Here is a 23,502-nt window from a genome sequence, read left to right as displayed (position 1 = left end):
AGTGAGCCGTAACATAGCAATGTGAAATTGCACCTGCCAAGAGGGTGAACGGGGTTGACTCCGAGTCGGTCCGCCGCCGCAGTTCGCGATACCCTGTGGGGGTACACGCGGGCGGAAGTGGACGCGGAAGCGGTCGGGAGGCGGAGGATGGCGCAGCGGCAGCCGTTCGGTCCCTCGGTGCCGTGGGCGCTTCGCCTGCTGCTCCTGGCCGCGCTGCTGCTCGGTGTCGTGACGATGCACACGCTCGGCCATCCGACCGGTGGACACGGCGGGTACGGCGGGTACGCGGATCACGGCGGGCACAGGGATCCGGGGCCTCGCGCGGTCGCGGCGCAGCAGCCGCCGGAACACCACGTGATGGCCGGCCGGCCCGGACCTGCCGAGCCCGTCCGGTCCGCGACCGCCGACCCGGTCTCCTCCGACGGTGGCATGGACCCGATGACGGTCTGCCTCGCCGTCCTCGCCGCCTGGACCCTGGTGCTGCTCGCCGCCGGCCCGCTGCTGCGCCGCCGTGGCGACGCGGCCGCCGACGTGCGGGCCCGCCTGCTGCGGGCCGTCCGCGCGCTGCCCCCGCCCGGGGGCGGCCGGATACTCCTCGCCCGGCTCTCGGTGCTGCGTCAGTAGGCGCGCGCCCGCCGTCCCGTGCCCGCGTGCGCTCCGAAGCGCTCGCGCCCGCGCGGGGAACGGCTGACGCGAAGTCCTGCATGCCCACACCACCACCGCACGAGGTGCACTCCGTCATGCGTACACCCACCCGTCGTACCGTCCTCGGCGCCGCGCTCGCCGCCGCCGGGACCGGCCTGCTCACCGCCTGCTCGTCCGACTCGATGAAGGGCATGGACCACGCGTCCATGAACCACGGCGCCACCGGCGACACGGCCGGTGCGAGCGCCCCGGCCGGTGCGAGCGCCCAGGCCTCCGCCGCCCCCGCCGGATTCGTCGCCCCGAACGGTCCCGAGGTCGCCGCCGCCGAGGCGAAGCGCAACCCCGGCCCGGAGCGGAAGATCACGCTCACCGCCACCGAGACCACCCTCGACCTCGGCGGCCGCACCGTCCGCAGCTGGGCGTACGGCGACCGTCTGCCGGCCCAGGAGGTCCGCGCCACCGTCGGCGACACGCTCGCCGTCACCCTTGCCAACCACCTGCCGCAGCCCACCTCGCTGCACTGGCACGGCCTCGCGCTGCGCAACGACATGGACGGCGTGCCGGGCCTGACCCAGGCCGTCGTCAAGGCCGGCGCCTCCTTCGACTACCGCTTCGCGCTCGCCCACCCGGGCACGTACTGGTTCCACCCGCACTCCGGCGTCCAGCAGGACCGCGGCCTGTACGCGCCGCTGATCGTCGAGGACCCGAAGGAGCCGCTGCGCTACGACAAGGAGTGGGCCGTCGTCCTGGACGACTGGGTGGACGGCATCGACGGCAGTACCCCGGACGCGGTCCTCGCCGAACTCGCCCAGGGCATGGGCGGGATGGACCACTCGGGCGGCTCCGGCGGCTCGGGCAACTTCGGCCATGACATGTCGGGGATGACGGGGATGACGGGGATGCCGACGATGCCCGGGACGGACGCGGGCGGAACTGCGGGCGCAGCCGCCGGCCCCGCCCGGATGCTGATGGGCGCCCGGAGCCCCCTGCTCGGCGGCGACGCCGGCGACGTCGCCTACCCGTTCCACCTGGTCAACGGCCGCCTCGCCACCGCGCCCGAGACCTTCACCGCCAAGCCCGGTGACCGGATCCGGATCCGGCTGATCAACGCGGGTGGCGACACCGCCTACCGTGTCGCCCTCGGCGGCCACGAGCTGACCGTCACCCACACCGACGGCTTCCCGGTCGAACCGGCCACCACCCAGGCGCTGCTGCTCGGCATGGGCGAACGCTACGACGTCCTGGTCACCGCCAAGGACGGCGTCTTCCCGCTGACCGCGCTCGCCGAGGGCAAGAACGCCACCGCGCTGGCCGTGCTGCGCACCGGCGGTGGCGCCGCGCCCGACGCCTCGGTGCGCCCGGCCGAGCTGGACGGCCGGCTGGTCACCGCCGGGCAGCTCAAGGCCGCCCCGAGTGTCCGACTGCCCGCCAAGTCCCCTGACCGCACGGTGCAGTTGGAGCTCACCGGCGGCATGGCGAAGGCCGACTGGGCGTTCAACGGCCGCCGGTACGACCCGGCGCAGCGCTACCCGGTGGCCGCGGGCGAGCGGGTGCGGCTGGAGTTCCGCAACAGCACGAGCATGTGGCACCCCGTCCACCTGCACGGACACAGCTTCGCGCTGCCCGGCGACGGCCCGCGCAAGGACACCGCGATCGTGCTGCCGGGTACGACCCTGGCCGTCGACTTCGACGCCGACAACCCGGGGCTGTGGATGGTGCACTGCCACAACGTGTACCACGCGGAGGCGGGCATGATGACCGTCCTCGGCTACCGGGCCTGAGCGCGGGGTCCGCCGGCGCCCCCGCGCCCCGAGCCGCCCCGGCGGACCCCGAGCCGCCCCGATGGACCCCGAGCCGCCCCGGCGACTCGGGGTCCGCCCGCTGCGCCGCCGGGTCCCGCACCCGGGCCACTGCACCGTGCCACCCACGCCGACCTGCGTCTTCATGACGCTTTCTTAACGCGGGCCGATGACGTCTCCTTAACGGTGGTCGCATAGCCTGGCGCACTGCCGTCGCCCGACGGCGCTTTTACGGGGTCTTTAAACAAGAGGTGCAAGGTGGTTTCGTCGGGTTCGACGGGGTCGACGGAGAAGCCGGTGGTGGCTTCTCCGTCGGCGCGAATACGCGTGCGCAACTGGCTGCTGGCGGATGTGTCCGCATCCAAGACCGCGGAGGACGCGGACACGCACGGTGACGCGGAGGCGGAGAACTCCGCGCCGCACGGCGCGCAGGATGCGCACGAGGGTCAGCGCTGGTGGCGGGTCATGTGCCTGACCGGCGTCGACTACTTCTCCACGCTCGGTTACCAGCCGGGCATCGCCGCCCTCGCGGCCGGCGTGCTGTCCCCGATCGCGACGATCGTGCTGGTGATCGTGACCCTGCTGGGCGCGCTGCCGGTCTACCGGAGGGTGGCCCAGGAGAGCCCGCACGGCGAGGGCTCGATCTCGATGCTGGAGCGGCTGCTGTCCTTCTGGAAGGGCAAGCTCTTCGTGCTCGCGCTGCTCGGCTTCGCGGCGACGGACTTCATCATCACCATCACGCTGTCCGCCGCCGACGCGAGCGCGCACCTGGTGGAGAACCCGCACCTGACCGGCGTCCTCAGCGGGAAGCAGGTCCTGATCACGTTGCTGCTGGTCGCGCTGCTCGGCGCGGTCTTCCTCAAGGGCTTCAGCGAGGCGATCGGCCTGGCGGTCTTCCTGGTCGGGATCTACCTGGCGCTCAACGTGGTCGTCGTGGCGGTCGGTGTCTGGAAGATCATCCAGGCCCCGCACGTGGTCACCGACTGGACCAGCGCACTGACCACGGAGCACGGGAACCCCGCCCTCATGGTCGGCGTGGCCCTGCTGCTCTTCCCCAAGCTGGCCCTGGGCATGTCCGGCTTCGAGACCGGTGTGGCCGTGATGCCGCACATCCAGGGCGACGCCGATGACACCCGGGCCAACCCGGCGGGCCGGATCCGCGGCACCCGCAAGCTGCTCACCACCGCCGCCGTGATCATGAGCTGCTTCCTGATCGCCACCAGCTTCATCACCACGCTGCTCATCCCGGCCGACCAGTTCAAGCCCGGGGGCGACGCCAACGGACGTGCCCTGGCGTACCTGGCGCACGAGTACCTCGGCGGCGCCTTCGGCAGCGTCTACGACCTGTCCACCATCGTCATCCTCTGGTTCGCCGGTGCCTCGGCCATGGCGGGCATGCTCAACCTGCTGCCCCGCTACCTGCCGCGCTACGGCATGGCGCCGCACTGGGCACGTGCCGTTCGTCCGATGGTGATCGTGCTCACCCTGGTCGCCTTCCTGATCACCTGGATCTTCGACGCCGACGTGGACGCCCAGGGCGGCGCCTACGCGACCGGTGTGCTGGTGCTGATGAGCTCGGCGGCCATCGCCGTCACCATCGCCGCGTACAAGAAGCGCGAGCGGGGCTGGACCGTCGCCTTCGCGGCGATCTCCGCCGTTTTCCTCTACACCACCGTGCTGAACGTGATGGAGCGCCCCGACGGTCTGAAGATCGGCGCCTGCTTCATCGCCGGCATCATCCTGGTCTCGCTGCTCTCCCGGCTGCGCCGGGCCTTCGAGCTGCGGGTCACGAACGTGGAGCTGGACGATGTGGCGGAACGTTTCATCAGGGACTACGCGCACCGTCCGCTGCGGCTGATCGCCAACGAGCCGAGCCACCGCGACCACGCCGAGTACCGCGACAAGATCCGCCAGATCCGCGCCGACAACGACATCCCCGGCGAGGACGACCTGGTCTTCGTCGAGGTGACCGTCCGCGACGCCTCCGACTTCGAGTCCGCGCTGACCGTCCGGGGCGAGGTCCTGCACGGGCGCTACCGGGTGCTCACCCTGGAGAGCTCCAGCATCTCCAACGCGATCGCCGCGCTGGCGCTCACCGTCCGGGACCGCACCGGGCAGCGGCCGCACCTCTACTTCGAGTGGACCGAGGGCAACCCCTTCGCCCAGTTCCTGCGGTTCTTCCTGTTCGGACAGGGCGAGGTCGCGCCGGTCACCCGCGAGGTGCTGCGCGAGGCCGAGCCGGACCGCTCGCGCCGCCCGCGCGTACACGTCGGCTGACCGGCGGCCCCTGACCCCCTCGGCCCCCCCGGCGCCTGCACCACGGCCCGTCCGCTCCCGGTGAGCGGGCGGGCCGCCGTCGTTCCCGGTGCTCGCGGCGGTGCTCCCGGCCGTCTGACAGCGTGGCGCCGCCCACGCCCGGGAGGGGAGGGCGTGGGCGGCGGGTCGGGAGGGGGGTCAGGACGGGAGGTCGAGGACCATGCCGGGCTGGATGAGGTCCGGGTCCTCGCCGACGGTGCGGCGGTTCAGGGCGTAGAGGGCGGGCCAGCCGCCGGGCACGTGGAGGCTCTCGGCGAGGTCGGCGAGGTTGTCGTTCTCGCGGACGGTCCAGGTGCCGTCCGTGGAACCGGAACCGGAGGCGGAACCGGAATCGGAGGCGGAGACAGCGGGGGCGGAATGGGAAGGCCGGGCGGCCGCGGGCGGCGGGGTGGTGGCCCGGGGCGGCAGGGCGCCGTCGCGGTCGTGGCGGCGGGTGGCGCGGGCGCCGCAGACCGGCCAGGGGGAGAGGCCGCGGCGGCCGGCGAGGTGCCGGGCGACGGCGATCTGCTGGTCGCGGGTGGCGAGGTCGGGGCGCGGGGCGTAGGCGAGGCCGCCGTTCTCGCGCCAGGTGGGCTGGTCGAACTGGAGGCCGCCGTAGTAACCGTTGCCGGTGTTGACGCGCCAGTTGCCGCTGCTCTCGCAGGCCGCCACCCTGTCCCAGTCGTACCGGTCGCCGCCCGGCCGGCCGGGGTCGGACCCGGTGGCGGGGCCCGGTGGTGCGGCGTGGGCCGCAGGGGCGGCGAGGGCCACGGTGAGGGCGCAGAGCGCGGTGGGGACGAGGCGACGGAGACAGGCGGTGGCAGGCATCGGCGGCTCTCAGGTTCGGGGACAGGACGCGCGCCGTCCGGAGGCGGCGCACTTCCACCGACGCACGACTGATGGGGCGCCGCGCCGCCGACACGTCCGGCAAGTCACCCGCACGGCCGCCCGGGACCACCCCGCCGGCCCGCGGCCAACCGGCCGTACCCCCCTTCACCCGCCGATCCCAGAGTGACCGGGACGTTCCTCGAAGAAGAGTACGAACGATGACGATCGATCAGGGCACCGTACGGGCCGAGTTGGGCGTGATCGGCGGCACGGGGCTGTACGTGCTGGGTGATCGAGGGGCCGCGCTTCTCCACCCGCGCCGAATCCCGCTGGTTCACCGCCGACGGCTGGTCGGTGGTCGGCATGACCGGACAGCCGGAGGCCGTGCCGGCCCGTGGACTCGTCCTCTGCTACACCTCGTTCGCGCTGGTCACCGACCTCGACGCGGGCGTGGAGAGCGGCGAGGGCGTCACCCACGCGGAGGTGCTGAAGGTCTTCTCCGGGAATGTCGACCGGCTGCGCACCGTGCTCTTCAAGGCGCTGGAGAGCCTGCCCGCCGAGCGGGACTGCGTCTGCTCGCACGCCCTGGACGGGGTCGCCACCGGCCTGCCGGGCGTGGTCACCGGCTGAGCACCGCGTTCGTCGGTCGGTTCGCCGGTCAGTCCGCCTGTCAGTTCGCCCGTGAGGTCGCCCGGCAGGTTGTGTACCGAAGGTTTTCCGGCCGACCGGTGTTCAGCTGCCGTTCGCCGTCCGCACGGTCGGGTGTGGTCCGGCCGTGCGGTTCGGCTGGGAGCCTCCTGGGCGATTCCCGGAGCCCTGGAGGCGGCAGTGGTGGCACACTCTTCGACACGTCCTTCCCGTAGAACGGTCCTTCGGACGGGGACGGCGGTCGGCGCGCTCGCCGCGCTGCCCGCGTCCACGCTGCTGTGGACGCAGCCGGCGGTCGCCGGCACCCCCGGTCCGGAGCAGATCCACCTGCAGTGGGGCGCCGAGCCGTCCCGCGAGATGACGGTCTCCTGGGCGACGGCCGCCTCCGTACAGCGCCCCCGGGTGCGGATCGGAACCCCGCGCGAAGGCGCCGGCCGTACGGTGGACGCGCGCACCCGCAGCTACGTCGACGGGCTCAACAAGGTCGAGACCTTCACCCACCACGCCCGACTGACCGGCCTGCAGCCCGACACCACGTACGTCTACGAGGTGCTGCACGACGGCGCCCAGCCGGTGCGCGGCACCTTCCGCACCGCGCCCGCGCGCGGCCGGGCCGCGTTCCGCTTCACCAGCTTCGGCGACCTGGGCACCGGCGACAACGTGTTCAGCAAGTCCTCGATCCACGGCGCGGCCGCCGTCCGGCAGGTCGAGCAGTTCGCACCGCTGTTCCACCTGCTCAACGGCGACCTCGCGTACGCCAACAACAACCCGCAGCGCCAACCGCAGGCGTGGAACGCCTTCATGAACAACATGGCGACGTCGGCCGCCAACCGCCCGTGGATGCCCACGCCCGGCAACCACGAGGTGGAGGCGGGCGGCGGCGACCTCGGATACGCCTCCTACCTGACCCGCTTCGAACTGCCGGACAACGGCACCCGCGACCACTGCGGCAACTGGTACGGCTTCCAGGTCGGCTCGGTGCTCTTCGTGAGCCTGGACGGCAACGAGATCGCGGTCGAGGACGACGCCAGCATCGACCCGGCCACCGGGCAGTCCATCTACATCAGCGACTACAGCGAGGGCGCCCAACTCCGCTGGCTGGACCGGCTGTTGTCACGCGCCCGGGGCGGGCGCTCGGTGGACTGGATCGTCGTCTACCTGCACCAGTTCGCGATGTCCTCGTCGGCCGCCAGCCACGGCGGCGACATGGGTATCCGCGAGAAGCTGCTGCCGCTGCTCGACCGCCACTGCGTCGACCTCGTCCTCGCCGGCCACGACCACGACTACGAGCGCACCCACCCGGTGCGCGGCACCGAACCGGGCGGCCTGCTCACCCCGGCCGTCGCCGACGACGACCTGCGGCAGATCGACACCTCGCAGGGCACCGTCCACCTCATCCTGGGCGGCGGCGGCACCGCCGGCCACGACGACGTCTACCTGCCCGCCGACGAGAACGGCGTCCGCGAGGCGAGCGTGCGCACCCAGCGGCTCACCTTCAAGGCCGACCCGGACGCCAAGGAGAAGGCCCACTGGTCGGCCGTCACCGACCCGGACACCCAATTCCCGTACGGCGTCGCCGTCTTCGACGTCGACCCCGGGCTGGTCCCGGGCGGCCGGACGACCATCACGGTGTCCTACTACCACTCGGTGCCGGCCACCGCCGCGAACCCGGCCCCGACGCCGGTGCTGTTCGACCGCTTCACCCTGTACCGCGACCGCAGCGACGGCTGGGACGGCTGGGACGAGGACGACCAGGGCGAGGACGGGAACGCCCGGGGCGAGCGCGCCGCCGCCCGGCGGTAGCCGTTCTTCCAGGAGGGCCCGCCGCCCCGGGGCGGCGCGGCGGGCCCTGTCACGTGCCGGTGGCCCGGACGTAGACGTCGGCGGGCTCCGTCGCCGCCTCCGCCAGTGGACGCGCTGTTCGTCAACACCGGCGTCACTGCGTCCGCGCCGTTCGACTCGACGACGGAGGAGATGTAGGACGAGCTGTTCGGCATCAACGCCGAGGGCCCGTACTTCACGGTGCAGGCGTTGGTGCCGCTGTTGCGCGAGGGAAGCGGTGTGGTTCTCACCACGTCGGTGGTGAACGTCCCGGGGCCTCGACGCGCTCAGTGTCCTGGGCCGTGTGGGGGATCAGCAGGCGGTGACCGGGGCCATGGCGGTTCGGCGGGCTGGTCAGGCGGCCGTCAGGAGTCCGGTGGCCGTGCGGGCCTGGTCGTAGCGGTGGAGGATCAGTCGGGCCACGGCGGGGTGGGCCGCCAGTGGGGCGCCGGTCCAGGTGGCGGGGGTGGTGGCCGCGCGTCGGGCGAAGAAGCCGGGTGAGAGGAGGTAGGTGGCGAGGGCGACCCGGGGGTGACCGGTGGCCTGGAGCTCGGCCACTGCCTGGTGGGGGGTGGGGGTGGCGGCGGAGAGGTGGGCGGGGGTGACCGGGCGGCCGAGGTGGGCGGCGAGAAGACCGGCCATCCGGGTGGTGTCGGCGAGCGCGGTGGGGTCGGAGGAGCCGGCTCCGGCGAGGACCACGGAGGCGTCGGGCGGGGCGCCGGCCTCGGCGAGGCGGTCGGCGAGGGCTTCGGCGAGCAGCGGGTGGGGGCCGAGGGCGGGGGCGAGCCGGGCGTGGGGGAGGCCGGCGCGTGCGAGGACGGCGGGGATGTCGACCCGGATGTGGTAGCCGGTGCCGAGGAGGAGGGGGACCAGGATCGGTTGCCGGCCGGAGAGTCGGGCGAGCGCCTGGTCGAGCGAGGGGCGGGCGAGGTCCAGGAAGCAGCAACGGACGGTCAGTTCGGGGCGGAGTGTGCGAATCAGCCGCAGCACGGCGCGTGTTGCGGTGACCGCCGCCGGGTCCCGGCTGCCGTGGGCGACGGCGAGCAGGACCGGCTTCATCAGCCCGCCGCCAGCCGGTAGCCGCGCTTGGGGACGGTGCGGATCAGCGTCGCGTGCGGCCCCAGCGAGGCGCGCAGCCGGCCGACGGCGGCCTCGACGGCGTGTTCGTCGGCGCCGGTGTCCGGCCAGGCGGCGCGCAGGAGTTCGGCGCGGCTGAGCACCCGGCCGGGGTGTTCGGCGAGGGCGCGCAGGACGGCGGCGCCGCGCGGGCTGAGCAGGTGGCTCTGCCCGTCGACCAGTGCGGCGTTCCCTTGGAGGGTCAACAGCTGTCCGGCGAGGGGAACTTCGCGCCTGCCGCGGCCGGGGAGGACGTCCGCGAGCAGCCGGACCAGCGAGCCGAGCCGGCCGCGTTCGGGGTGGACTGCGGGCAGGCCGAGGTCGGTGAGCGGCCGGGCGCACAGGGTGCCCACGCAGACCGGCAGGACGTCCTCGCGCAGGGCGTCGACCAGCGCCTCGTACAGCCCTTCGGTCTCGGCGGCGGCGAGCAGGGCGGTGATCGCGGGGGCGCTGGTGAAGGTGAGGGCGTGCAGTTGGCGCCGTACGGTCTGGTCGAGCAGGCGTCTGACCGCGCCCGGGTCCTCCGGGGGCGCCCAGCGGTAGACCGGGACGGAGATCACCTCGGCGCCGCGCTCACGCAGCGCCGCCGCGAATGCGTCCAGCCGCACCCCGTGCTCCTGGACGGCGATCCGGCGCCCGGCCAGCGGGCGGGCGAGCAGCCAGGTCAGCAGCTCGTCGGTGGCCTCGGTGCCGGGGGAGTACCCCTCGTCCAGCCCGCTGGCGCGGACCGCGCCGGTGGCCTTGGGGCCGCGGCTGAGCACCACCGCGCCGCGGCAGGCCTCGGCGAGCGCGCTGCCCCGGCCCCAGCCGTCGGCCGCGCTCATCCAGCCGCGCCAGCCGACCCCGGTGGTGGCCACCACGTAGTCGAGGGGGGCGGCCAGGCAGCGGTCGGTGGCCTTGCGCAGGGCGAGGTCGTCGGCGAGCGGCAGGATGCGCAGCACCGGCGCCTCGACCACCTGCGCGCCGCGCCGGGTCAGCAGGGCGGTGAGTTCCTCGCGGCGGCGGGCGGCGGTGACCCCGACGGTGAAGCCGGTGAGCGGTCCTGGCTGGGTGAGGGTTGCTGCCATGCGGGCCAGCCTCCGCCGCGCGTGTTACGGCATCATTGCCCGCCCGTCACTTGCCGGTAAGTGAAAGTGCCGCTCCGGTTACGGCAGATGTCCGGCCGTGCACCCCGGTGGCCGGGCGCCGTGAGCGAGGTGTACCGCGCCCGCAACATCGGCGACCCGATCGCGAAACAGCGGGTGGCGAAATTTCTCGGCATGACGTTGACCAGCCCCATCGCCGTTGTGGCCGACCCGGCCGGCGAGCCCGCGGTGGCCGCCACCGACACGCACTGCCCGTACTGCTCGCTGCAGTGCGGCATGCGGCTGTCGCCGGTCGCGGGCACGTTGGCCAACCCGGGCACGGGCACCGCGGCCCCGGACCTGCCGGTCGAGGTGCTGGAGCGCCCGGACTTCCCGGTGAACCGCGGCGCGCTCTGCGGCAAGGGCCGTTCGGCGCCTGCGCTGCTGGCCCGGGACGTCCGGCTGACCGGCCCGCTGCTGCGGGACCGGCCGGGTGGGCCGTTGCGCTCGGCCGGCTGGCCGGAGGCGCTGGACCGGGTGGCGGCCGGGCTGGCCCGGACGCGGGCCGAGTACGGGCCGGACGCGGTCGGCGTGTTCGGCGGCGGCGGGCTGACCAACGAGAAGGCGTACCTGCTGGGCAAGTTCGCCCGGGTGGTGCTGGGCACCGCCAACATCGACTACAACGGCCGGTTCTGCATGTCCTCGGCGGCCGCCGCCCACCGCCGGGCCTTCGGCCTTGACCGCGGGCTGCCGTTCCCGCTCGAGGACATCCCGCACACCGGCTGCCTGATCCTGGTCGGAGCCAACCCGGCCGAGACGATGCCGCCCGCCGTCCGCTACTTCCGTGAACTGCGGGAGAACGGGGGCACGTTGATCGTGGTCGACCCGCGCCGCACCCGCACCGCCGAGCTGGCCGACCTGCACCTGCAGCCGCGCCCCGGCGGGGACCTGGCGCTGGCCCTCGGCCTGCTCCACCTGGTGATCGCGGACGGTCTGGTGGACGAGGAGTTCGTCGCCGAGCGGACCACCGGCTTCGAGTGGGCGCGCGAATCGGCGATGGCCCACTGGCCGGACCGGGTGGAGCGGATCACCGGCGTTCCCGCCCACCAACTCCGGGAGGCTTCACGGCTGTTCGGTGAGGCGCCGACCGGCATGGTGCTCACCGCGCGCGGCCCGGAGCAGCAGAGCAAGGGCACCGACACCGTCGGCGCCTGGATCGACCTCTGCCTGGCCACCGGCAACGCCGGCCGCCCGTACAGCGGCTACGGCTGCCTGACCGGCCAGGGCAACGGCCAGGGCGGGCGCGAGCACGGCCAGAAGGCCGACCAACTGCCCGGCTACCGCTCGATCGAGGACCCGGCGGCCCGCGCGCACGTCGCCGCGGTGTGGGGCGTCGACCCGGCGACGATCCCCGGCCCGGGCAAGTCCGCCTACGAGCTGCTGGACGGCCTCGGCCGCCCTGACGGCGTCCGGGCGCTGCTGCTGGCCGGCTCCAACCCGGCGGTGTCCGCGCCCAACGCCGGGCACGTCACCGAGCGGCTGCTCGCGCTGGACCTGCTGGTCGTCGCGGACCTGGTGCTCTCCGAGACGGCCCGGCTCGCGGACGTCGTGCTGCCGGTCACCCAGTGGGCCGAGGAGGACGGCACCACCACCAACCTGGAGGGCCGGGTGATCCTGCGCCGCCGCGCCCTCGACCCGCCGGAGGGCGTGCGCAGCGAGCTGTGGGTGCTGCGCGAACTGGCCGCCCGGCTCGGGGTGCCGGACGGCTTCCCGGCGGACGGCTTCCCGGTCGAGGCCGAGCAGGCCTTCGACGAGCTGCGGCGTGCCTCGGCCGGCGGCGACGCCGACTACGCGGGCGTCAGCTACGCCCGGATCGTCGCCGAGGACGGGGTGTTCTGGCCCTGCCCGTCCGAGGACCACCCCGGCACGCCCCGGCTCTTCCTCGACCGTTTCGCCACCCCGGACGGGCGGGCCCGCTTCGCCGCCGTCACCCACCGCCCGGCGGCCGAGGAACCGGACGAGGCGTACCCGCTGTACCTGACCACCGGCCGGGTGCTCTCCCAGTACCAGAGCGGCGCGCAGACCCGCCGGGTCGCCGAGCTCAACGCGGCCGCGCCCGGCCCGTACGTCGAACTGCACCCGCGGCTCGCCGAGCGGCTCGGGATCGCGGACGGCGAGCCCGTCGCGGTCACCAGCCGGCGGGGCCGGGCCGTCGCCCCGGCGCGGATCACCGACGGGATCCGGCCGGACACCGTCTTCATGCCCTTCCACTGGGCCGGCGCCGGCCGGGCCAACAGCCTCACCAACCCGGCGCTCGACCCGGTGTCGCGGATGCCGGAGTTCAAGCTCTGCGCCGTCCGGGTGGAGCCTGCGCAACAGGAGGTCACCCGATGACCCCGAGGATCCCAGTGACCCCGAGGATCCCAGTGACCCCGAGGACCCTCAGGATCCCGAGGGCACCGATGACCGGGACGACCACCGCGGCGCCCGCGAGGACCCCGAGGATCGCCGTGGTCGGCGGCGGCATGGCGGCCGCCCGCTTCGCGGAACGGTACGGCGCGCTCGGCGGGCCCGGCACGGTCACCGTGTACGGCGCCGAGCCGCGCGCCCCGTACAACCGGGTGCTGCTCGCCGAGGTGCTGACCGGACGCTACGACGCGGAGGCGATCGCGCTTCCGCTCGGCGGGGCGAAGGCCCGGCCCGGCTGCGAGGTCGTCGCACTGGACGTGGACGGCCGGATGCTGCGGCTCGCGGACGGCAGCGTCGAGGCGTGGGACGAACTGGTCCTCGCCACCGGCGCCAACCCGGTGCTGCCGCCCGTCCGGGGACTGCGCCGCGCCGACGGGTACGGGCTGGTCGAAGGGGTGCACACGCTGCGCACCCTGGAGGACTGCGCGCGCCTCGCCGAGGAGGCGGTCGGCGCCGAGCAGGCCGTGGTGATCGGCGGCGGGGTGCTCGGGGTGAGCGCCGCCCGGGCGCTGGCCGCGCTCGGCGTCCGTACCGAAATCGTCCACCAGGCACCGCATCTGATCGAACGTCAACTCGACTACGAGGCGGCGGCGGTGCTGCGGGAGCGGCTGCGGGTGCTCGGCGTCGAGTGCTACACCGGCAACCGCGCCCGCGCCGTGCACGTCGGGACGGGGGAGCCCCCGGCCGGAGGCCGGGGGCGGGTCGGCGCCGTCGAACTGGCCGGCGGCTACCGGCTCGACTGCGACCTGGTCGTCCTGGCCTGCGGAACCCGCCCGCGCACCGCGCTCGCCCACGCCGCCGGACTTCCCGTCGCCACCGGCGTCCTGGTGGACGACGGCCTGGCGGTCGCCCCCGACGTGTACGCCATCGGCGACTGCGCCGAACACCGCGGCACCGTCCACGGCCTGGCCGGCCCCGCCTGGGAACAGGCCGACGTCCTCGCCCGCCGGCTCTCCGGCGCCGAGCCGGACGCCCGCTACCCCGGCACCCGCCCGCGCGCCCGGCTCAGCACCGGCGGCCTGGAGTACGCGGCCTTCGGCACCGTGGACGAGACCCTCGACCCCGGCCTCGACGTCCTGCGGCTCACCGACGCCACCCGCGGCAGCTACAAGAAGCTCGTCCTGCGCGGCGACCGCCTGGTCGGCGCCATCCTGCTCGGCGACCTGGCCACCGTGGACGCGCTTGCCGGCGCCTTCGCCGACAGCGGCGAACTCGCCGGCCACCCCCTGCACTTGCTCACCCGAGGAACCGCCATGACTGGAGTAGTGCGATGACCACAGACGACCGTTCGGTTTCGGACGTCCGGCCCGTCCGGGACCTCGTCCTGGTCGGCCACGGCATGGTCGGCCAGCGCTTCCTGGAAGCCTGGACCGAGCAGCCGGCCGCGCGCGGCTGGCGGGTCACCGTGCTCGCCGAGGAGCCCCGACCCGCCTACGACCGGGTCCACCTCAGCGCGCTGTTCTCCGGGAGCACCACCGAGGACCTCGCGCTCTGCCCGCAGGGCTTCCTCGCCGAGCACGGCATCGACCTGCGCCTGGGCGACCCGGCCACCGCGATCGACCGTGAACGGCGACTGGTGCGCACCCGCTCCGGCTCCGAAGTCCGGTACGAAGCACTGGTGCTGGCCACCGGCTCGGTGCCCTTCGTGCCGCCGGTGCCCGGCACCGACGCCCCCGGCTGCCACGTCTACCGGACCATCGAGGACGTCGACGCCATCCGCGCCGAGGCGGTGGCTGCCGGGACCGGCGTCGTCGTCGGCGGCGGGCTGCTCGGCCTGGAGGCGGCCGGCGCGCTGCGGGCCGGCGGACTGGACACCCACGTCGTCGAGTTCGCGCCCCGGCTGATGGCCGTACAGGTCGACGACGGCGGCGGCGCGACGCTGCGCCGCAAGATCGAGGACCTCGGCGTCACCGTCCACACCAGCGCCGGCGCCGGCGGCGTCCTCACCGGCCCGGACGGCCGGGTCCGCGGCCTCGCCCTCTCCGACGGGCGCGAACTGCCCGCCGACCTTGTGGTGTTCTCGGCCGGTGTACGCGCCCGCGACCAGCTCGCCCGGGACTGCGGACTGCCGGTCGGCCAGCGCGGCGGCGTGGTCGTCGATGCCCGGTGCCGCACCGAGGACCCGGCGATCCTCGCCATCGGCGAGTGCGCCCAGGCCGTCGACGGCCGGGTCTACGGCCTGGTCGCCCCCGGCTACCAGATGGCCGAGACGGCGGCGCGCACCCTCGCGGAACTCGGCGGCGCGGGCTTCACCGGCGCCGACACCTCCACCAAGCTCAAGCTGCTCGGCGTGGACGTCGCCAGCTTCGGCGACCCGCACGGCAGCGCCGAGGGCGCCCTCGACGTGCTCTACAGCGACAGCCGCAGCGGCGTCTACCGCAAGCTCGTCATCGGCGCCGACGGTGCGCTGCTCGGCGGAGTCCTGGTCGGCGACACCGAGGGCTACGGCACCCTGCGCCCGCTCGCCGTCGGCGGCAAGCCGCTCACCGTCGCCCCCGAACAGCTCGTCCTGCCCACCGGGTTCGCCTCCGCCGGACCGGTCGCGCTGCCAGACGACGCGGTGCTCTGCTCCTGCCACAACGTCACCCAGGGCGAGGTGCGCGCCGCCGTCCACGACCAGGGCTGCGACAGCGTCGCCGCCGTCAAGAAGTGCACCCGGGCCGGCACCGGCTGCGGCAGCTGCCTCAAGCAGCTCGGCACCGTCGTCACCGAGGAGCTGGAAGCCGCCGGGGTCAGCACCCTCAAGGGCCTGTGCGAGCACTTCGCCCACACCCGCGCCGAGTTGTACGAGATCGTCCGGGTCACCGGAGCGACGAGCTTCTCCGACCTGCTCGCCACGCACGGCAGTGGCGGCGAGGGCTGCGAGATCTGCAAGCCGACCGTCGCCTCCATCCTGGCCAGCCTCGGCAACGGCCACATCCTGGACGGCGAGCAGGGCGCGCTGCAGGACTCCAACGACCACTTCCTGGCCAACCTGCAGCGCAACGGCTCGTACTCGGTCGTACCCCGGGTGCCCGGCGGCGAGATCACCCCCGAAGGCCTGATCACGATCGGCGAGATCGCCCGCGACCACGGCCTCTACACCAAGATCACCGGCGGTCAGCGGATCGACATGTTCGGCGCCACGGTCGACCAACTGCCAGTCATCTGGCGCAAGTTGGTCGACGCCGGCTTCGAGTCCGGACACGCCTACGGCAAGTCGCTGCGCACCGTCAAGTCCTGCGTCGGTGAGACCTGGTGCCGCTACGGCGTCCAGGACTCCACCACCCTCGCCATCGAACTCGAGCTGCGCTACCGGGGATTGCGCTCCCCGCACAAGCTCAAGGCCGCCGTCTCCGGCTGCGCCCGCGAATGCGCCGAGGCGCAGAGCAAGGACTTCGGCATCATCGCCACCTCGGCCGGCTGGAACCTCTACGTCGGCGGCAACGGCGGCATGACCCCGCGCCACGCCGACCTGCTCGCCGCCGACCTCGACCGCGACACGCTCATCCGCGCCATCGACCGCTTCCTGATGTTCTACATCCGCACCGCCGACCGGCTGGAACGCACCTCGGTCTGGCTGGAGCGACTGGAAGGCGGACTCGACCACCTGCGGGCCGTCGTGCTGGACGACTCGCTCGGCATCTCGGCCGAGCTGGACGAACTGATGGCACGTCACATCGGCTGCTACCGGGACGAATGGGCCGAGACGCTGGCCGACCCCGAGCGGATGCGGCGCTTCTCCTCCTTCGTCAATGCCCCCGGCACCCCCGACCCCGCCGTGACCTTCGTGCCCGAACGCGGCCAGATCCGCCCCGCCCGCCCCGGCGAGGCCGGCCACCCCCTCGACACCCCGGTGCTCGTCGCCGGAACCCGACTGGAGGTGCTCACCCCGTGACCGTACAGATCCACGACGGGACCCGCTGGCAGGCCGTCTGCGCCCTCGCCGACCTGCAACCCGGCCGCGGCGTCGCGGTGTTGCTCCCGGAAGCGGGTCAAGTCGCCCTCTTCCGGGACCGCGCCGGAACGCTCTACGCCGTCGACAACCTCGACCCGTTCAGCGGCGCCCCTGTCCTCTCCCGCGGTCTGCTCGGCAGTCGCGGCGACCGGCCGACCCTCATCTCCCCGATGTACAAGCAGGTCTACGACCTCACCGACGGGCACTGCCTGGACGAGGACACCACCCCTGACGGCGCCCCCGCCGTGCTGCGGCGCTGGCCGGTGCGGGTCGCCGGCTCCGAGGTCTCCGGAGGTGGGGAGTGACCGCCGTCCTCGACGTGAGAAAGCCCGCTCCGCTGGTCGGTTGGGACCCGGAGGACGAGGAGTTCTGGGAGCGCACCGGCGCCCGGATCGCCCGCCGCAACCTGGTGTTCTCCGTCCTCTCCGAGCACATCGGCTTCTCGGTCTGGAGCCTCTGGTCGGTGCTCGTCCTCTTCCTCGGGCCCGAGTACCACATCGACACCGCAGGCAAGTTCACCCTCACCGCCCTCCCGACCGCGCTCGGCGCCCTGCTGCGACTGCCGTACACCTTCGCCGTCGCCCGCTTCGGCGGACGCAACTGGACGGTGATCAGCGCCCTGCTGCTGCTCGTTCCCACCGTGCTCGCCGTCGTCGTGCTCGAACCCGGGGTCTCGTACGGGACGCTGCTGGCCGTCGCCTGCGTGGCAGGGGTCGGCGGCGGCAACTTCGCCTCCTCGATGGCCAACATCAACGCCTTCTACCCGCACCGGCTCAAAGGCTGGGCACTCGGCATCAACGCGGGCGGCGGCAACCTCGGCGTACCGGCCGTGCAACTGCTCGGACTGCTGGTGCTGACCACCGCCGGCGCCACCCACCCGCGGCTGCTGCCCCTGCTCTACCTGCCGCTGATCGTGTTCGCGGCGGCGGGGGCGTGGTGGCGGATGGACAACCTGGCGGTGGCGTCCGGGAGTTCGGCAGCCGGCTCGGCGCCCGGCTCGGCCTCAGGCGAAGGGCGTGCCCTGCGCGAAGTGGCCCGCGATCCGTACGGCTGGGCCGTATCGACCCTGTACATCGGGACGTTCGGCTCGTTCATCGGCTTCGGCTTCGCCTTCGGGCAGGTGCTGCAGGTGCAGTTCCACGAGCGCTTCGACACCCCGGTCAAGGCGGCCGCGCTCACCTTCCTCGGGCCGCTGCTCGGCTCGCTGCTGCGACCGGTCGGCGGGCGGCTCGCGGACCGGTACGGCGGGGCGGTGGTCACGCTCTGCACCTTCCTCGCCATGGGCGCCGGAACGGCGGTCGTCCTCGCCGCGTCCCGGGCGGGCTCGCTGCCGCTGTTCCTCGCCGGGTTCATCGCCCTGTTCGTCCTCAGCGGCCTCGGCAACGGCTCGACGTACAAGATGATCCCCGCCCACTACCAGGCCGTTGCGCGGTCGGCGGTCGCCGCCGGCGCCGATCCTGCCGCCGCCGAGACCGACTCCAGGCGCCGGTCCGCCGCACTGATCGGGCTCGCAGGGGCGATCGGGGCGTTCGGCGGGGTGCTGGTCAACCTGGCCTTCCGGCAGTCCTTCCTCGCCAGCCACAACGGGGACGCGGCGTACCTGGGGTTCCTGGCGGCGTACGTGCTCTGCTCGGTGCTGACCTGGGCGGTCTGGCTCCGGCGGCGGTGACACGGCGGCGCCGGTGGCACCGGGCGCGATGGGGCGCTGAGCCGTTGGTGTGACGATCGGACGGCCCCGGCCCCGGCGCGCGGCCGTCCGGTCGTCCGGTTAGCGTCGGCCGCAACACGTCCTCAGCACCGGGAGGTTGCAGTGCAACGGTGGATCATCCTGACGGTCGCCACCACGACCCTCACCGGCCTCACCTGCCTCGCCGCACCCGCCCAGGCCGCCGGCCCGGTCCCGGTCACCGGCCCGGTCCCGGCCGCCACGGTCGTCCACCCTCGGCGACGCCGAGATCGACGCGAAACTCCCCGGCCGCGTCCGGGTCGACGTCGGCTACCTCTGCTCCGTCGCCACCGAAGCCCGCTCGCTCACCGTCTCCGTCGAACAGAAGGACCCGCAGGACTTCTCCTCGATCGCCTTCGGCTCCAGCCGCACCGCCGAAGCCGACGTCATCTGCGACAGGACGCAGCAGCAACGGCAGATCGTCCTCCAGTCCAGGACCTTCAACTGGATCCCCGGCGCCGACGCCGTCCTCACCGCCACCGTCTCCAACATCGGCGCCACCCCGACCGCCGCCGCCGAGGCCAAACGCGCCACCCTCACCACCACGACCTGAGCCCGGACTGCCCTACGCTCGTTCCCTGCACTGGGGGAGGGGCGCGAGCGGTGGTCGACCAGTCCAACGCGATCAACAGCAGCACGGTCAACGGACCGGTCGTGCAAGCCGATCGCATTGATGCCGGTCGGATCGGCTCCTTTCCCGGGGACACGGAGGTCTTCCACGTGCTCGGTCTCGGCCTTCCCGTGTGATGTCGTATCGCGAGCTCTTCGAAACCTCGGAGATTCGCAGGGGCACCCCGAACGAGGTGCTCCAGCGGTTCCGTTCATCCGAGTTCCGGTCTTCCGTGCCAAAGACGCTCACCCACCTCGACCTGGAGCTGTTCTCGACGCGTGGCCCGATCGAGTGGTCGGAGTTGACGAGGAGCTTTGCCCGGAGGATCGGCGACGCCCTGGTCCGGGTGCCCCTGGCCGACCCCTCGTAGGGGTGACCCCGCCGGTGATCAGGGCTGCTGTGGTGCGCCGTGATGTTCTACAGTGCTGTAGAAATAAACGACCGGTGAACGGGGACGCACCATGTACAAGCCGCTTCGGCTGCCGCAGCAGGATCGGGCCGACTTCGAGACGGAGCTCGGGCGGGCGCTCGCCGCGCCGCAGGTGCGGGAGGCGCTGCGGGATGCCGTGGGTGGCGCGCGCGGGGTGGAGTGGTTGCGGGGGGTGGCGCGGGAGAACGCGGAGTTCGTGCTGGCCGCGGCGGCGCCGGAGTACGAGCGTTATGCGGCCCTGCGCGCGGATGCGGACGCGGTGGCGCGGCTGCCGGTGGACGTGCCGGCGCGGGAGCGGGCGTCGGGGTGGTGGGGGGTGCTGGGGGTGATCGTGCCGATCATCGGGGTGGCGGCGGCCCTGGCGTTCCTGCTGCTCGGGTACGCGCTGGGGCTGTCCGAGGACTTGGAGGTGCCGGCCCACGGGCTGCTGACCGCGGGGTGGGTCGCGGCCGGCGTGGCGGCGGTGAGTCTGCTGGTCGGCGGGCTGGGGTTGCTGGGTGCGGCGGCCCGGTCGGCGGAGGCGGCGGACGGGGAGGAGGAAGGGCCGGGGGAAGGGCCGGGGGAGTTGCTGCGGGCGCGCAACGCCTGGCGGGTGGCGTTGGCGGAGCGCGGGCTGGTGCCGTACCTGGTGGCGCAGGCGAATGCCGTGCCCGGTCAGTGACGCCGGTCGAGTTTCGGTGAGCGGGCGGCGTCGACGAGGAGGTGGACGGCGTCGAGGGGGATGCCGAGGCGGCGGGCGATCCAGGGGGCGGGGCGGCCGGCCTTGGCGAGCATCCAGGCGGAGTACAACTGACCGAGCTGGGGCGCGTCTTCGGCGAGCAGGAGGGGGCGGATGGCCTCCATGGGGAAGCCTTCGAGGGCGCGGGCGCTGTACTCGCGCCCGTTGGGTCCGACCGGGGGCAGGGGGAGCGGGCGGCGGGCATCGAGCCAGCGGCTGAAGAGTACGGCGCCGACGACCAGCAGGCCGGCGCCGGAGGCACCGATGAGGATGCCGCCGATGACGGGCCGGTCGTCCTCCTCGGCCATGCCGAGGGCGATCTCCTCCAGAATGAGCAGGCCGAGCACGGCGAGCAGGGCCGCGGTCTCGCCGGGGCGCGGGTGGAGCCGGGACGTCGTCATGCGGAACCTCTTCCTCGGCGGGGTGGCCGGGGCGTTCGGGCGGGCGCGGCGATTCACCTTCCGTACAACGGCGGCGGGCGGCGCGGGGCACGCCCCGACAGGCCTGGTGGTGAACGCCGGATCGATGTTGACGTACCGTCAGAGAGCGTGCACAAGAGGCTGGTTGGCTGTAAACCGGAGGCCGCCTCGGGCCAGAATAGCCCGGACATGACAACTTCGACAGAGCTGTCGAAGTTGCGGAACCCGACCGTACGGCAAGGCGTCGACCCACGCCGGCCTGACCGCCCCGGGTGTGGACCTCCGGTTTCGCGACCGGCACTCCACAGCGCGAGGGGAGGCCGGCACTGATGGGACTCGTCGGTCACGCGACGGCGGCAGCGGACCGGCCTCAGCGGGCCAGGAGGGGGAGGGGTGCGCCGGTGCGGGCCGGGAGTTCGAGGCGGGTGAGGAGGGCGGAGGGTGAGACCTCGACGACGCGGCAGCCGGCCCGGTGGCGGCAGTGGCGGGCGACGGAGCCGTGGCGCAGGCGGTCGAAGCGGCGGCGGGTGGCGGCGCCGAGGACGAGCAGGTCGTCGGGGCCGGTGACGGCGCCGATCAGGGCGGCCCCGGGGTCGGCGTTGATCACCAGCGGGCGGATGACCAGGCCGGACGGGTAGCCGCCGTAGGCCTGCTCGAAGGCGACGTCGAGGCGGCGGCGGGCGGCGTGTTCCGGTTCGGAGCGCGGTCGCAGCCCGTCGCGCTCGCCGGCCGTCCACGCGGCGACGGGCACCAGCACAGCTTCGTTCCGGGCCGCCTCGCCGACGGCGTGGTAGAGGGCGGCCAGACTGCTGAGTGATCCGCTCAGGCCGACGATCACTCGGGTGGTCCCGGTCATGGCCGTTCGCCTCCGTCTCTCCGGATTCGCTCCGGATCCGCTCTCTGGGGTTCGCTCCAGTGGGGCCGTCCGGTGGGGTTCTCCGGGTTGGTGCTCCTCGCTTCGGATGACTCCAGTGAACCCCGGAACGGCCTCCTCCGTACCGGCGCTGACACGACCATGACGCCGGTCACACGCATCTTGACGGCCTCATGACGACCTTCTGGCGACCTTCTGCCGGGGCGACGCCGACGTCTGCCTGGGCGAGCGGGGGCGTTGGTGCCGTCGCCGGTGACCGTCACGCGCGGATGCCCATCCTGCGCACCACCTCCCTGACAGTGCGTTCGAAGGAGCGTCAGAAGAGTGTCAAGGTCGGCGGCGACGGCGTAGGCGCTGCGTCAATGACGGGTGCGGTCGGTGTGCGGAGGGTCTCCACTGGAGAGGTCCGGCCGTACGGCCAGCGCTTGAAGGGATCCCGCCATGACCGACACCACCCTCGCCGTCGAGCCGCCGCTACGGCGCGTGGTGCGGCTGATCGACCGCCCGGCCGATCCGGAACCGCCGGCCCGGAGGCCGGAACCCGGGTCCGGGGCCGAGCCTGCCCACGACCGTAGCCGCCCGGCCCACTGCCGCATCGCGATGCAGTTCGAAGACTGACCGAGGAGCGCCGCCATGACCGAGCTCCTCGCCCCACCCGTTGTCGGTGACGCCCGCGCCGCCGGGCACGCCGCACCCGCCGCCGATGCGCTCGGCGCCCCCTGGCCGGCCTCGGCGCGGCCCGGCCGGGGAGCCGATCTGCTGGTCGGCGGGGTCGGGCTGGCCGAGGCCGCCGAGCGGTTCGCCACCCCGCTGTACGTGCTGGACGAGGGCGAGGTCCGGGCCCGAGCCCGGGCGTACCGGCGGGCGCTGCCGCACGCCGAGGTGCTGTACGCGGCGAAGGCCTTCCTGTGCAGCGCGATGGCCGACTGGGTCGCCGACGAGGGCCTGGGCCTGGACGTGTGCTCCGCCGGTGAGCTGTGGCTGGCGGTCGCGGCCGGATTCCCGGCGCAGCGGATCCTGCTGCACGGCAACGCGAAGTCCCCGGAGGAGCTGCGACTGGCGCGTCGGCTGCGGGTGGGGCGGATCGTCATCGACGGCCCGGCGGAGATTGCGAGGCTGGCCGCGCTGGTGGCCGCCGACACCCCGCAGAGGGTGCTGGTCCGGGTCGTCCCGGGGATCGCGGCCGGGCACCACGCGGCGGTGCGGACCGGCGTCGGCGGGCAGAAGTTCGGCTTCCCGATCGAGGGCGGTGAGGCGGCCGACGCGATCGCCCGGGTGCTCGGTCAGCCGGGGCTCGAACTCGCGGGCCTGCACTGCCACTTGGGCTCGCAGATCACCGAGGTGCAGCCGTATCTGCGGGCGGTGGACGCGCTGGTGCGGCTGCTGGCCGAGGTCCGGGAGCGGCATGGTGTGGAACTGTCCGAGCTGGACCTGGGTGGCGGCCACGGCATCCGCTATCGGTCGGGGGACACGGAGTTGGACCTGGCCGAGTTCGCCGTACGGGTGACCGACCGGCTGGCGGTGCGCTGCGCCGAGGCGGGCCTGGAGGTGCCACGGCTGCTGGTCGAACCCGGTCGCGCGATCGCCGGGCCGGCGGCGGTGGCGGTGTACCGGGTGCTGTCCGTCAAGCACGGAGCGGACGGCCGCTGCTTCGTCGCGGTGGACGGCGGGATGAGCGACAACCCGCGCCCGGCCCTGTACGGATCGCCGTACGCGGTGCGGTTGGTCGGCCGCCGCTCGGAGGCGGGAGAGGCGACGGTGGACGTGGTCGGCCGCCACTGCGAGGCCGGTGACGTGCTGGTCCGGGATGCGGTGTTGCCCGCCGACCTGCGCCCGGGCGACCTGCTGGCGATGCCCGCCGCCGGCGCGTACCAGCTGTCGATGGCGTCCGGCTACAACCTGGTCGGCCGCCCGGCGGTGGTAGCGGTGCGCGACGGCCGGGCCCGCCTGCTGATCCGCCGGGAAACGGTCGAGGACTTCCGCATTCGCGAAGTCGGCCGCTGAGGAGGCCGGGTGGGGGGGGGTTGGGGCCCGCCCGCCGAAACCGCCCCCCCCCCCCCCGGGGGGGGGGGGTTTAGGCGGGCGGGCCCGCGGGCGCCGCCG

20 protein-coding genes and 1 pseudogene are annotated in these 23,502 nt (G+C 73.8%); 15 read left to right on the top strand and 6 right to left on the bottom strand.

Going from position 1 to position 23,502, the window contains the following annotated elements; genetic code table 11:
• Positions 1 to 147 precede the first annotated feature (147 nt).
• The 3 genes from ACIBEC_RS03315 (at position 148) to ACIBEC_RS03305 (ending at position 4,721) form a co-directional block, all read left to right on the top strand.
• Positions 148 to 624, top strand: a complete 477-nt coding sequence (locus ACIBEC_RS03315; protein WP_360492015.1) for a hypothetical protein — start codon at positions 148 to 150, stop codon at positions 622 to 624.
• A 116-nt stretch (positions 625 to 740) separates the two neighbouring features.
• Positions 741 to 2,426 (top strand): multicopper oxidase family protein, encoded by a 1,686-nt coding sequence (locus ACIBEC_RS03310; RefSeq protein ID WP_360492012.1) that lies wholly within the window; start codon positions 741 to 743, stop codon positions 2,424 to 2,426.
• A gap of 318 nt (positions 2,427 to 2,744) precedes the next feature.
• Positions 2,745 to 4,721: an amino acid transporter gene (locus ACIBEC_RS03305; RefSeq protein ID WP_360492009.1), complete on the top strand. Its 1,977-nt coding sequence runs from the start codon at positions 2,745 to 2,747 to the stop codon at positions 4,719 to 4,721.
• Positions 4,722 to 4,898: 177 nt separating this feature from the next.
• Here ACIBEC_RS03305 and ACIBEC_RS03300 read toward each other — a convergent pair whose 3' ends face one another.
• Entirely contained in the window at positions 4,899 to 5,567 is a 669-nt protein-coding gene (locus tag ACIBEC_RS03300) for a transglycosylase family protein (protein WP_360492006.1), read from the bottom strand.
• Positions 5,568 to 5,840: 273 nt separating this feature from the next.
• Here ACIBEC_RS03300 and ACIBEC_RS03295 point away from each other — a divergent pair.
• Positions 5,841 to 6,197, top strand: a pseudogene (locus tag ACIBEC_RS03295) (5'-methylthioadenosine phosphorylase); the annotation flags it as partial.
• Positions 6,198 to 6,398: 201 nt separating this feature from the next.
• Positions 6,399 to 8,018: a metallophosphoesterase family protein gene (locus ACIBEC_RS03290; RefSeq protein WP_360492003.1), complete on the top strand. Its 1,620-nt coding sequence runs from the start codon at positions 6,399 to 6,401 to the stop codon at positions 8,016 to 8,018.
• Between the two features lie 372 nt (positions 8,019 to 8,390).
• Here ACIBEC_RS03290 and ACIBEC_RS03285 read toward each other — a convergent pair whose 3' ends face one another.
• Both ACIBEC_RS03285 and ACIBEC_RS03280 read right to left on the bottom strand, forming a co-directional pair.
• On the bottom strand, positions 8,391 to 9,095 hold the full coding sequence (locus ACIBEC_RS03285) for a sirohydrochlorin chelatase (protein ID WP_360492000.1): 705 nt from the start codon (positions 9,093 to 9,095) through the stop codon (positions 8,391 to 8,393).
• Positions 9,095 to 10,219 carry a uroporphyrinogen-III synthase gene (locus tag ACIBEC_RS03280; protein ID WP_360491997.1) on the bottom strand — a complete coding sequence of 375 codons (1,125 nt, stop codon included), beginning with the start codon at positions 10,217 to 10,219 and terminating at the stop codon, positions 9,095 to 9,097. The genes ACIBEC_RS03285 and ACIBEC_RS03280 overlap by 1 nt, the downstream gene beginning before the upstream one ends.
• 192 nt (positions 10,220 to 10,411) lie before the next feature.
• On the opposite strand from ACIBEC_RS03280, the gene ACIBEC_RS03275 reads away from it, so the two are divergent.
• From ACIBEC_RS03275 to ACIBEC_RS03255, 5 genes are all read left to right on the top strand, one after another.
• On the top strand, positions 10,412 to 12,610 hold the full coding sequence (locus tag ACIBEC_RS03275) for a molybdopterin oxidoreductase family protein (RefSeq protein WP_360492323.1): 2,199 nt from the start codon (positions 10,412 to 10,414) through the stop codon (positions 12,608 to 12,610).
• A gap of 68 nt (positions 12,611 to 12,678) precedes the next feature.
• Entirely contained in the window at positions 12,679 to 13,959 is a 1,281-nt protein-coding gene (locus ACIBEC_RS03270) for an FAD-dependent oxidoreductase (RefSeq protein ID WP_360491994.1), read from the top strand.
• Positions 13,956 to 16,562, top strand: coding sequence for a nitrite reductase large subunit NirB (nirB, locus tag ACIBEC_RS03265; protein ID WP_360491991.1), 2,607 nt, complete (start codon positions 13,956 to 13,958; stop codon positions 16,560 to 16,562). The genes ACIBEC_RS03270 and nirB overlap by 4 nt, the downstream gene beginning before the upstream one ends.
• Positions 16,559 to 16,927, top strand: a complete 369-nt coding sequence (nirD, locus tag ACIBEC_RS03260; protein WP_360491988.1) for a nitrite reductase small subunit NirD — start codon at positions 16,559 to 16,561, stop codon at positions 16,925 to 16,927. The genes nirB and nirD overlap by 4 nt, the downstream gene beginning before the upstream one ends.
• Positions 16,924 to 18,291 (top strand): nitrate/nitrite transporter, encoded by a 1,368-nt coding sequence (locus ACIBEC_RS03255; RefSeq protein WP_396287711.1) that lies wholly within the window; start codon positions 16,924 to 16,926, stop codon positions 18,289 to 18,291. The genes nirD and ACIBEC_RS03255 overlap by 4 nt, the downstream gene beginning before the upstream one ends.
• A gap of 327 nt (positions 18,292 to 18,618) precedes the next feature.
• Here the strand turns inward: ACIBEC_RS03255 and ACIBEC_RS03250 are convergent, their stop codons facing one another.
• A complete protein-coding gene (locus ACIBEC_RS03250) occupies positions 18,619 to 18,882 on the bottom strand; it encodes a hypothetical protein (RefSeq protein WP_360491981.1) in 264 nt (87 codons plus the stop codon).
• A gap of 69 nt (positions 18,883 to 18,951) precedes the next feature.
• Between ACIBEC_RS03250 and ACIBEC_RS03245 the strand changes: the two genes are divergently transcribed.
• The 3 genes from ACIBEC_RS03245 to ACIBEC_RS03235 all read left to right on the top strand — a co-directional run bounded on the left by ACIBEC_RS03245 (position 18,952) and on the right by ACIBEC_RS03235 (position 20,049).
• Positions 18,952 to 19,095, top strand: coding sequence for a hypothetical protein (locus ACIBEC_RS03245; protein ID WP_360491978.1), 144 nt, complete (start codon positions 18,952 to 18,954; stop codon positions 19,093 to 19,095).
• Between the two features lie 95 nt (positions 19,096 to 19,190).
• On the top strand, positions 19,191 to 19,328 hold the full coding sequence (locus ACIBEC_RS03240; protein ID WP_360491975.1) for a hypothetical protein: 138 nt from the start codon (positions 19,191 to 19,193) through the stop codon (positions 19,326 to 19,328).
• Positions 19,329 to 19,419: 91 nt separating this feature from the next.
• Positions 19,420 to 20,049 (top strand): hypothetical protein, encoded by a 630-nt coding sequence (locus ACIBEC_RS03235; protein ID WP_360491972.1) that lies wholly within the window; start codon positions 19,420 to 19,422, stop codon positions 20,047 to 20,049.
• Here ACIBEC_RS03235 and ACIBEC_RS03230 read toward each other — a convergent pair.
• Together ACIBEC_RS03230 and ACIBEC_RS03225 are read right to left on the bottom strand one after the other, a co-directional pair.
• The gene (locus tag ACIBEC_RS03230) at positions 20,043 to 20,507 is read right to left on the bottom strand and encodes a hypothetical protein (RefSeq protein WP_360491969.1); all 465 of its coding nucleotides are present in this window, start codon (positions 20,505 to 20,507) and stop codon (positions 20,043 to 20,045) included. The genes ACIBEC_RS03235 and ACIBEC_RS03230 overlap by 7 nt on opposite strands.
• Positions 20,508 to 20,895: 388 nt before the next feature.
• The gene (locus ACIBEC_RS03225) at positions 20,896 to 21,381 is read right to left on the bottom strand and encodes a universal stress protein (RefSeq protein WP_360491966.1); all 486 of its coding nucleotides are present in this window, start codon (positions 21,379 to 21,381) and stop codon (positions 20,896 to 20,898) included.
• 459 nt (positions 21,382 to 21,840) lie between these two features.
• Here ACIBEC_RS03225 and ACIBEC_RS03220 point away from each other — a divergent pair, with 459 nt between their 5' ends.
• Together ACIBEC_RS03220 and lysA are read left to right on the top strand one after the other, a co-directional pair.
• The gene (locus tag ACIBEC_RS03220) at positions 21,841 to 22,017 is read left to right on the top strand and encodes a hypothetical protein (protein WP_360491963.1); all 177 of its coding nucleotides are present in this window, start codon (positions 21,841 to 21,843) and stop codon (positions 22,015 to 22,017) included.
• A 15-nt stretch (positions 22,018 to 22,032) separates the two neighbouring features.
• The gene (gene lysA, locus ACIBEC_RS03215) at positions 22,033 to 23,403 is read left to right on the top strand and encodes a diaminopimelate decarboxylase (RefSeq protein WP_360491960.1); all 1,371 of its coding nucleotides are present in this window, start codon (positions 22,033 to 22,035) and stop codon (positions 23,401 to 23,403) included.
• Positions 23,404 to 23,502: the final 99 nt, after the last annotated feature.

It is taken from the genome of Kitasatospora sp. NPDC051164 (assembly GCF_044455625.1).
Taxonomy (GTDB): Bacteria; Actinomycetota; Actinomycetes; order Streptomycetales; family Streptomycetaceae; genus Kitasatospora.
Note: the sequence above shows the minus strand (reverse complement) of the source record. Positions and strands in the feature narration are given on the sequence as shown.

Coding starts and splice junctions, on each gene's coding strand:
- ACIBEC_RS03315 (WP_360492015.1), top strand. CDS start 148: ATGGCGCAGCGGCAGCCGTTCGGTCCCTCGGTGCCGTGGGCGCTTCGC.
- ACIBEC_RS03310 (WP_360492012.1), top strand. CDS start 741: ATGCGTACACCCACCCGTCGTACCGTCCTCGGCGCCGCGCTCGCCGCC.
- ACIBEC_RS03300 (WP_360492006.1), bottom strand. CDS start 5,567: ATGCCTGCCACCGCCTGTCTCCGTCGCCTCGTCCCCACCGCGCTCTGC.
- ACIBEC_RS03285 (WP_360492000.1), bottom strand. CDS start 9,095: ATGAAGCCGGTCCTGCTCGCCGTCGCCCACGGCAGCCGGGACCCGGCG.
- ACIBEC_RS03280 (WP_360491997.1), bottom strand. CDS start 10,219: ATGGCAGCAACCCTCACCCAGCCAGGACCGCTCACCGGCTTCACCGTC.
- ACIBEC_RS03275 (WP_360492323.1), top strand. CDS start 10,412: ATGACGTTGACCAGCCCCATCGCCGTTGTGGCCGACCCGGCCGGCGAG.
- ACIBEC_RS03270 (WP_360491994.1), top strand. CDS start 12,679: ATGACCGGGACGACCACCGCGGCGCCCGCGAGGACCCCGAGGATCGCC.
- nirB (WP_360491991.1), top strand. CDS start 13,956: ATGACCACAGACGACCGTTCGGTTTCGGACGTCCGGCCCGTCCGGGAC.
- ACIBEC_RS03235 (WP_360491972.1), top strand. CDS start 19,420: ATGTACAAGCCGCTTCGGCTGCCGCAGCAGGATCGGGCCGACTTCGAG.
- ACIBEC_RS03230 (WP_360491969.1), bottom strand. CDS start 20,507: ATGACGACGTCCCGGCTCCACCCGCGCCCCGGCGAGACCGCGGCCCTG.
- ACIBEC_RS03225 (WP_360491966.1), bottom strand. CDS start 21,381: ATGACCGGGACCACCCGAGTGATCGTCGGCCTGAGCGGATCACTCAGC.
- ACIBEC_RS03220 (WP_360491963.1), top strand. CDS start 21,841: ATGACCGACACCACCCTCGCCGTCGAGCCGCCGCTACGGCGCGTGGTG.
- lysA (WP_360491960.1), top strand. CDS start 22,033: ATGACCGAGCTCCTCGCCCCACCCGTTGTCGGTGACGCCCGCGCCGCC.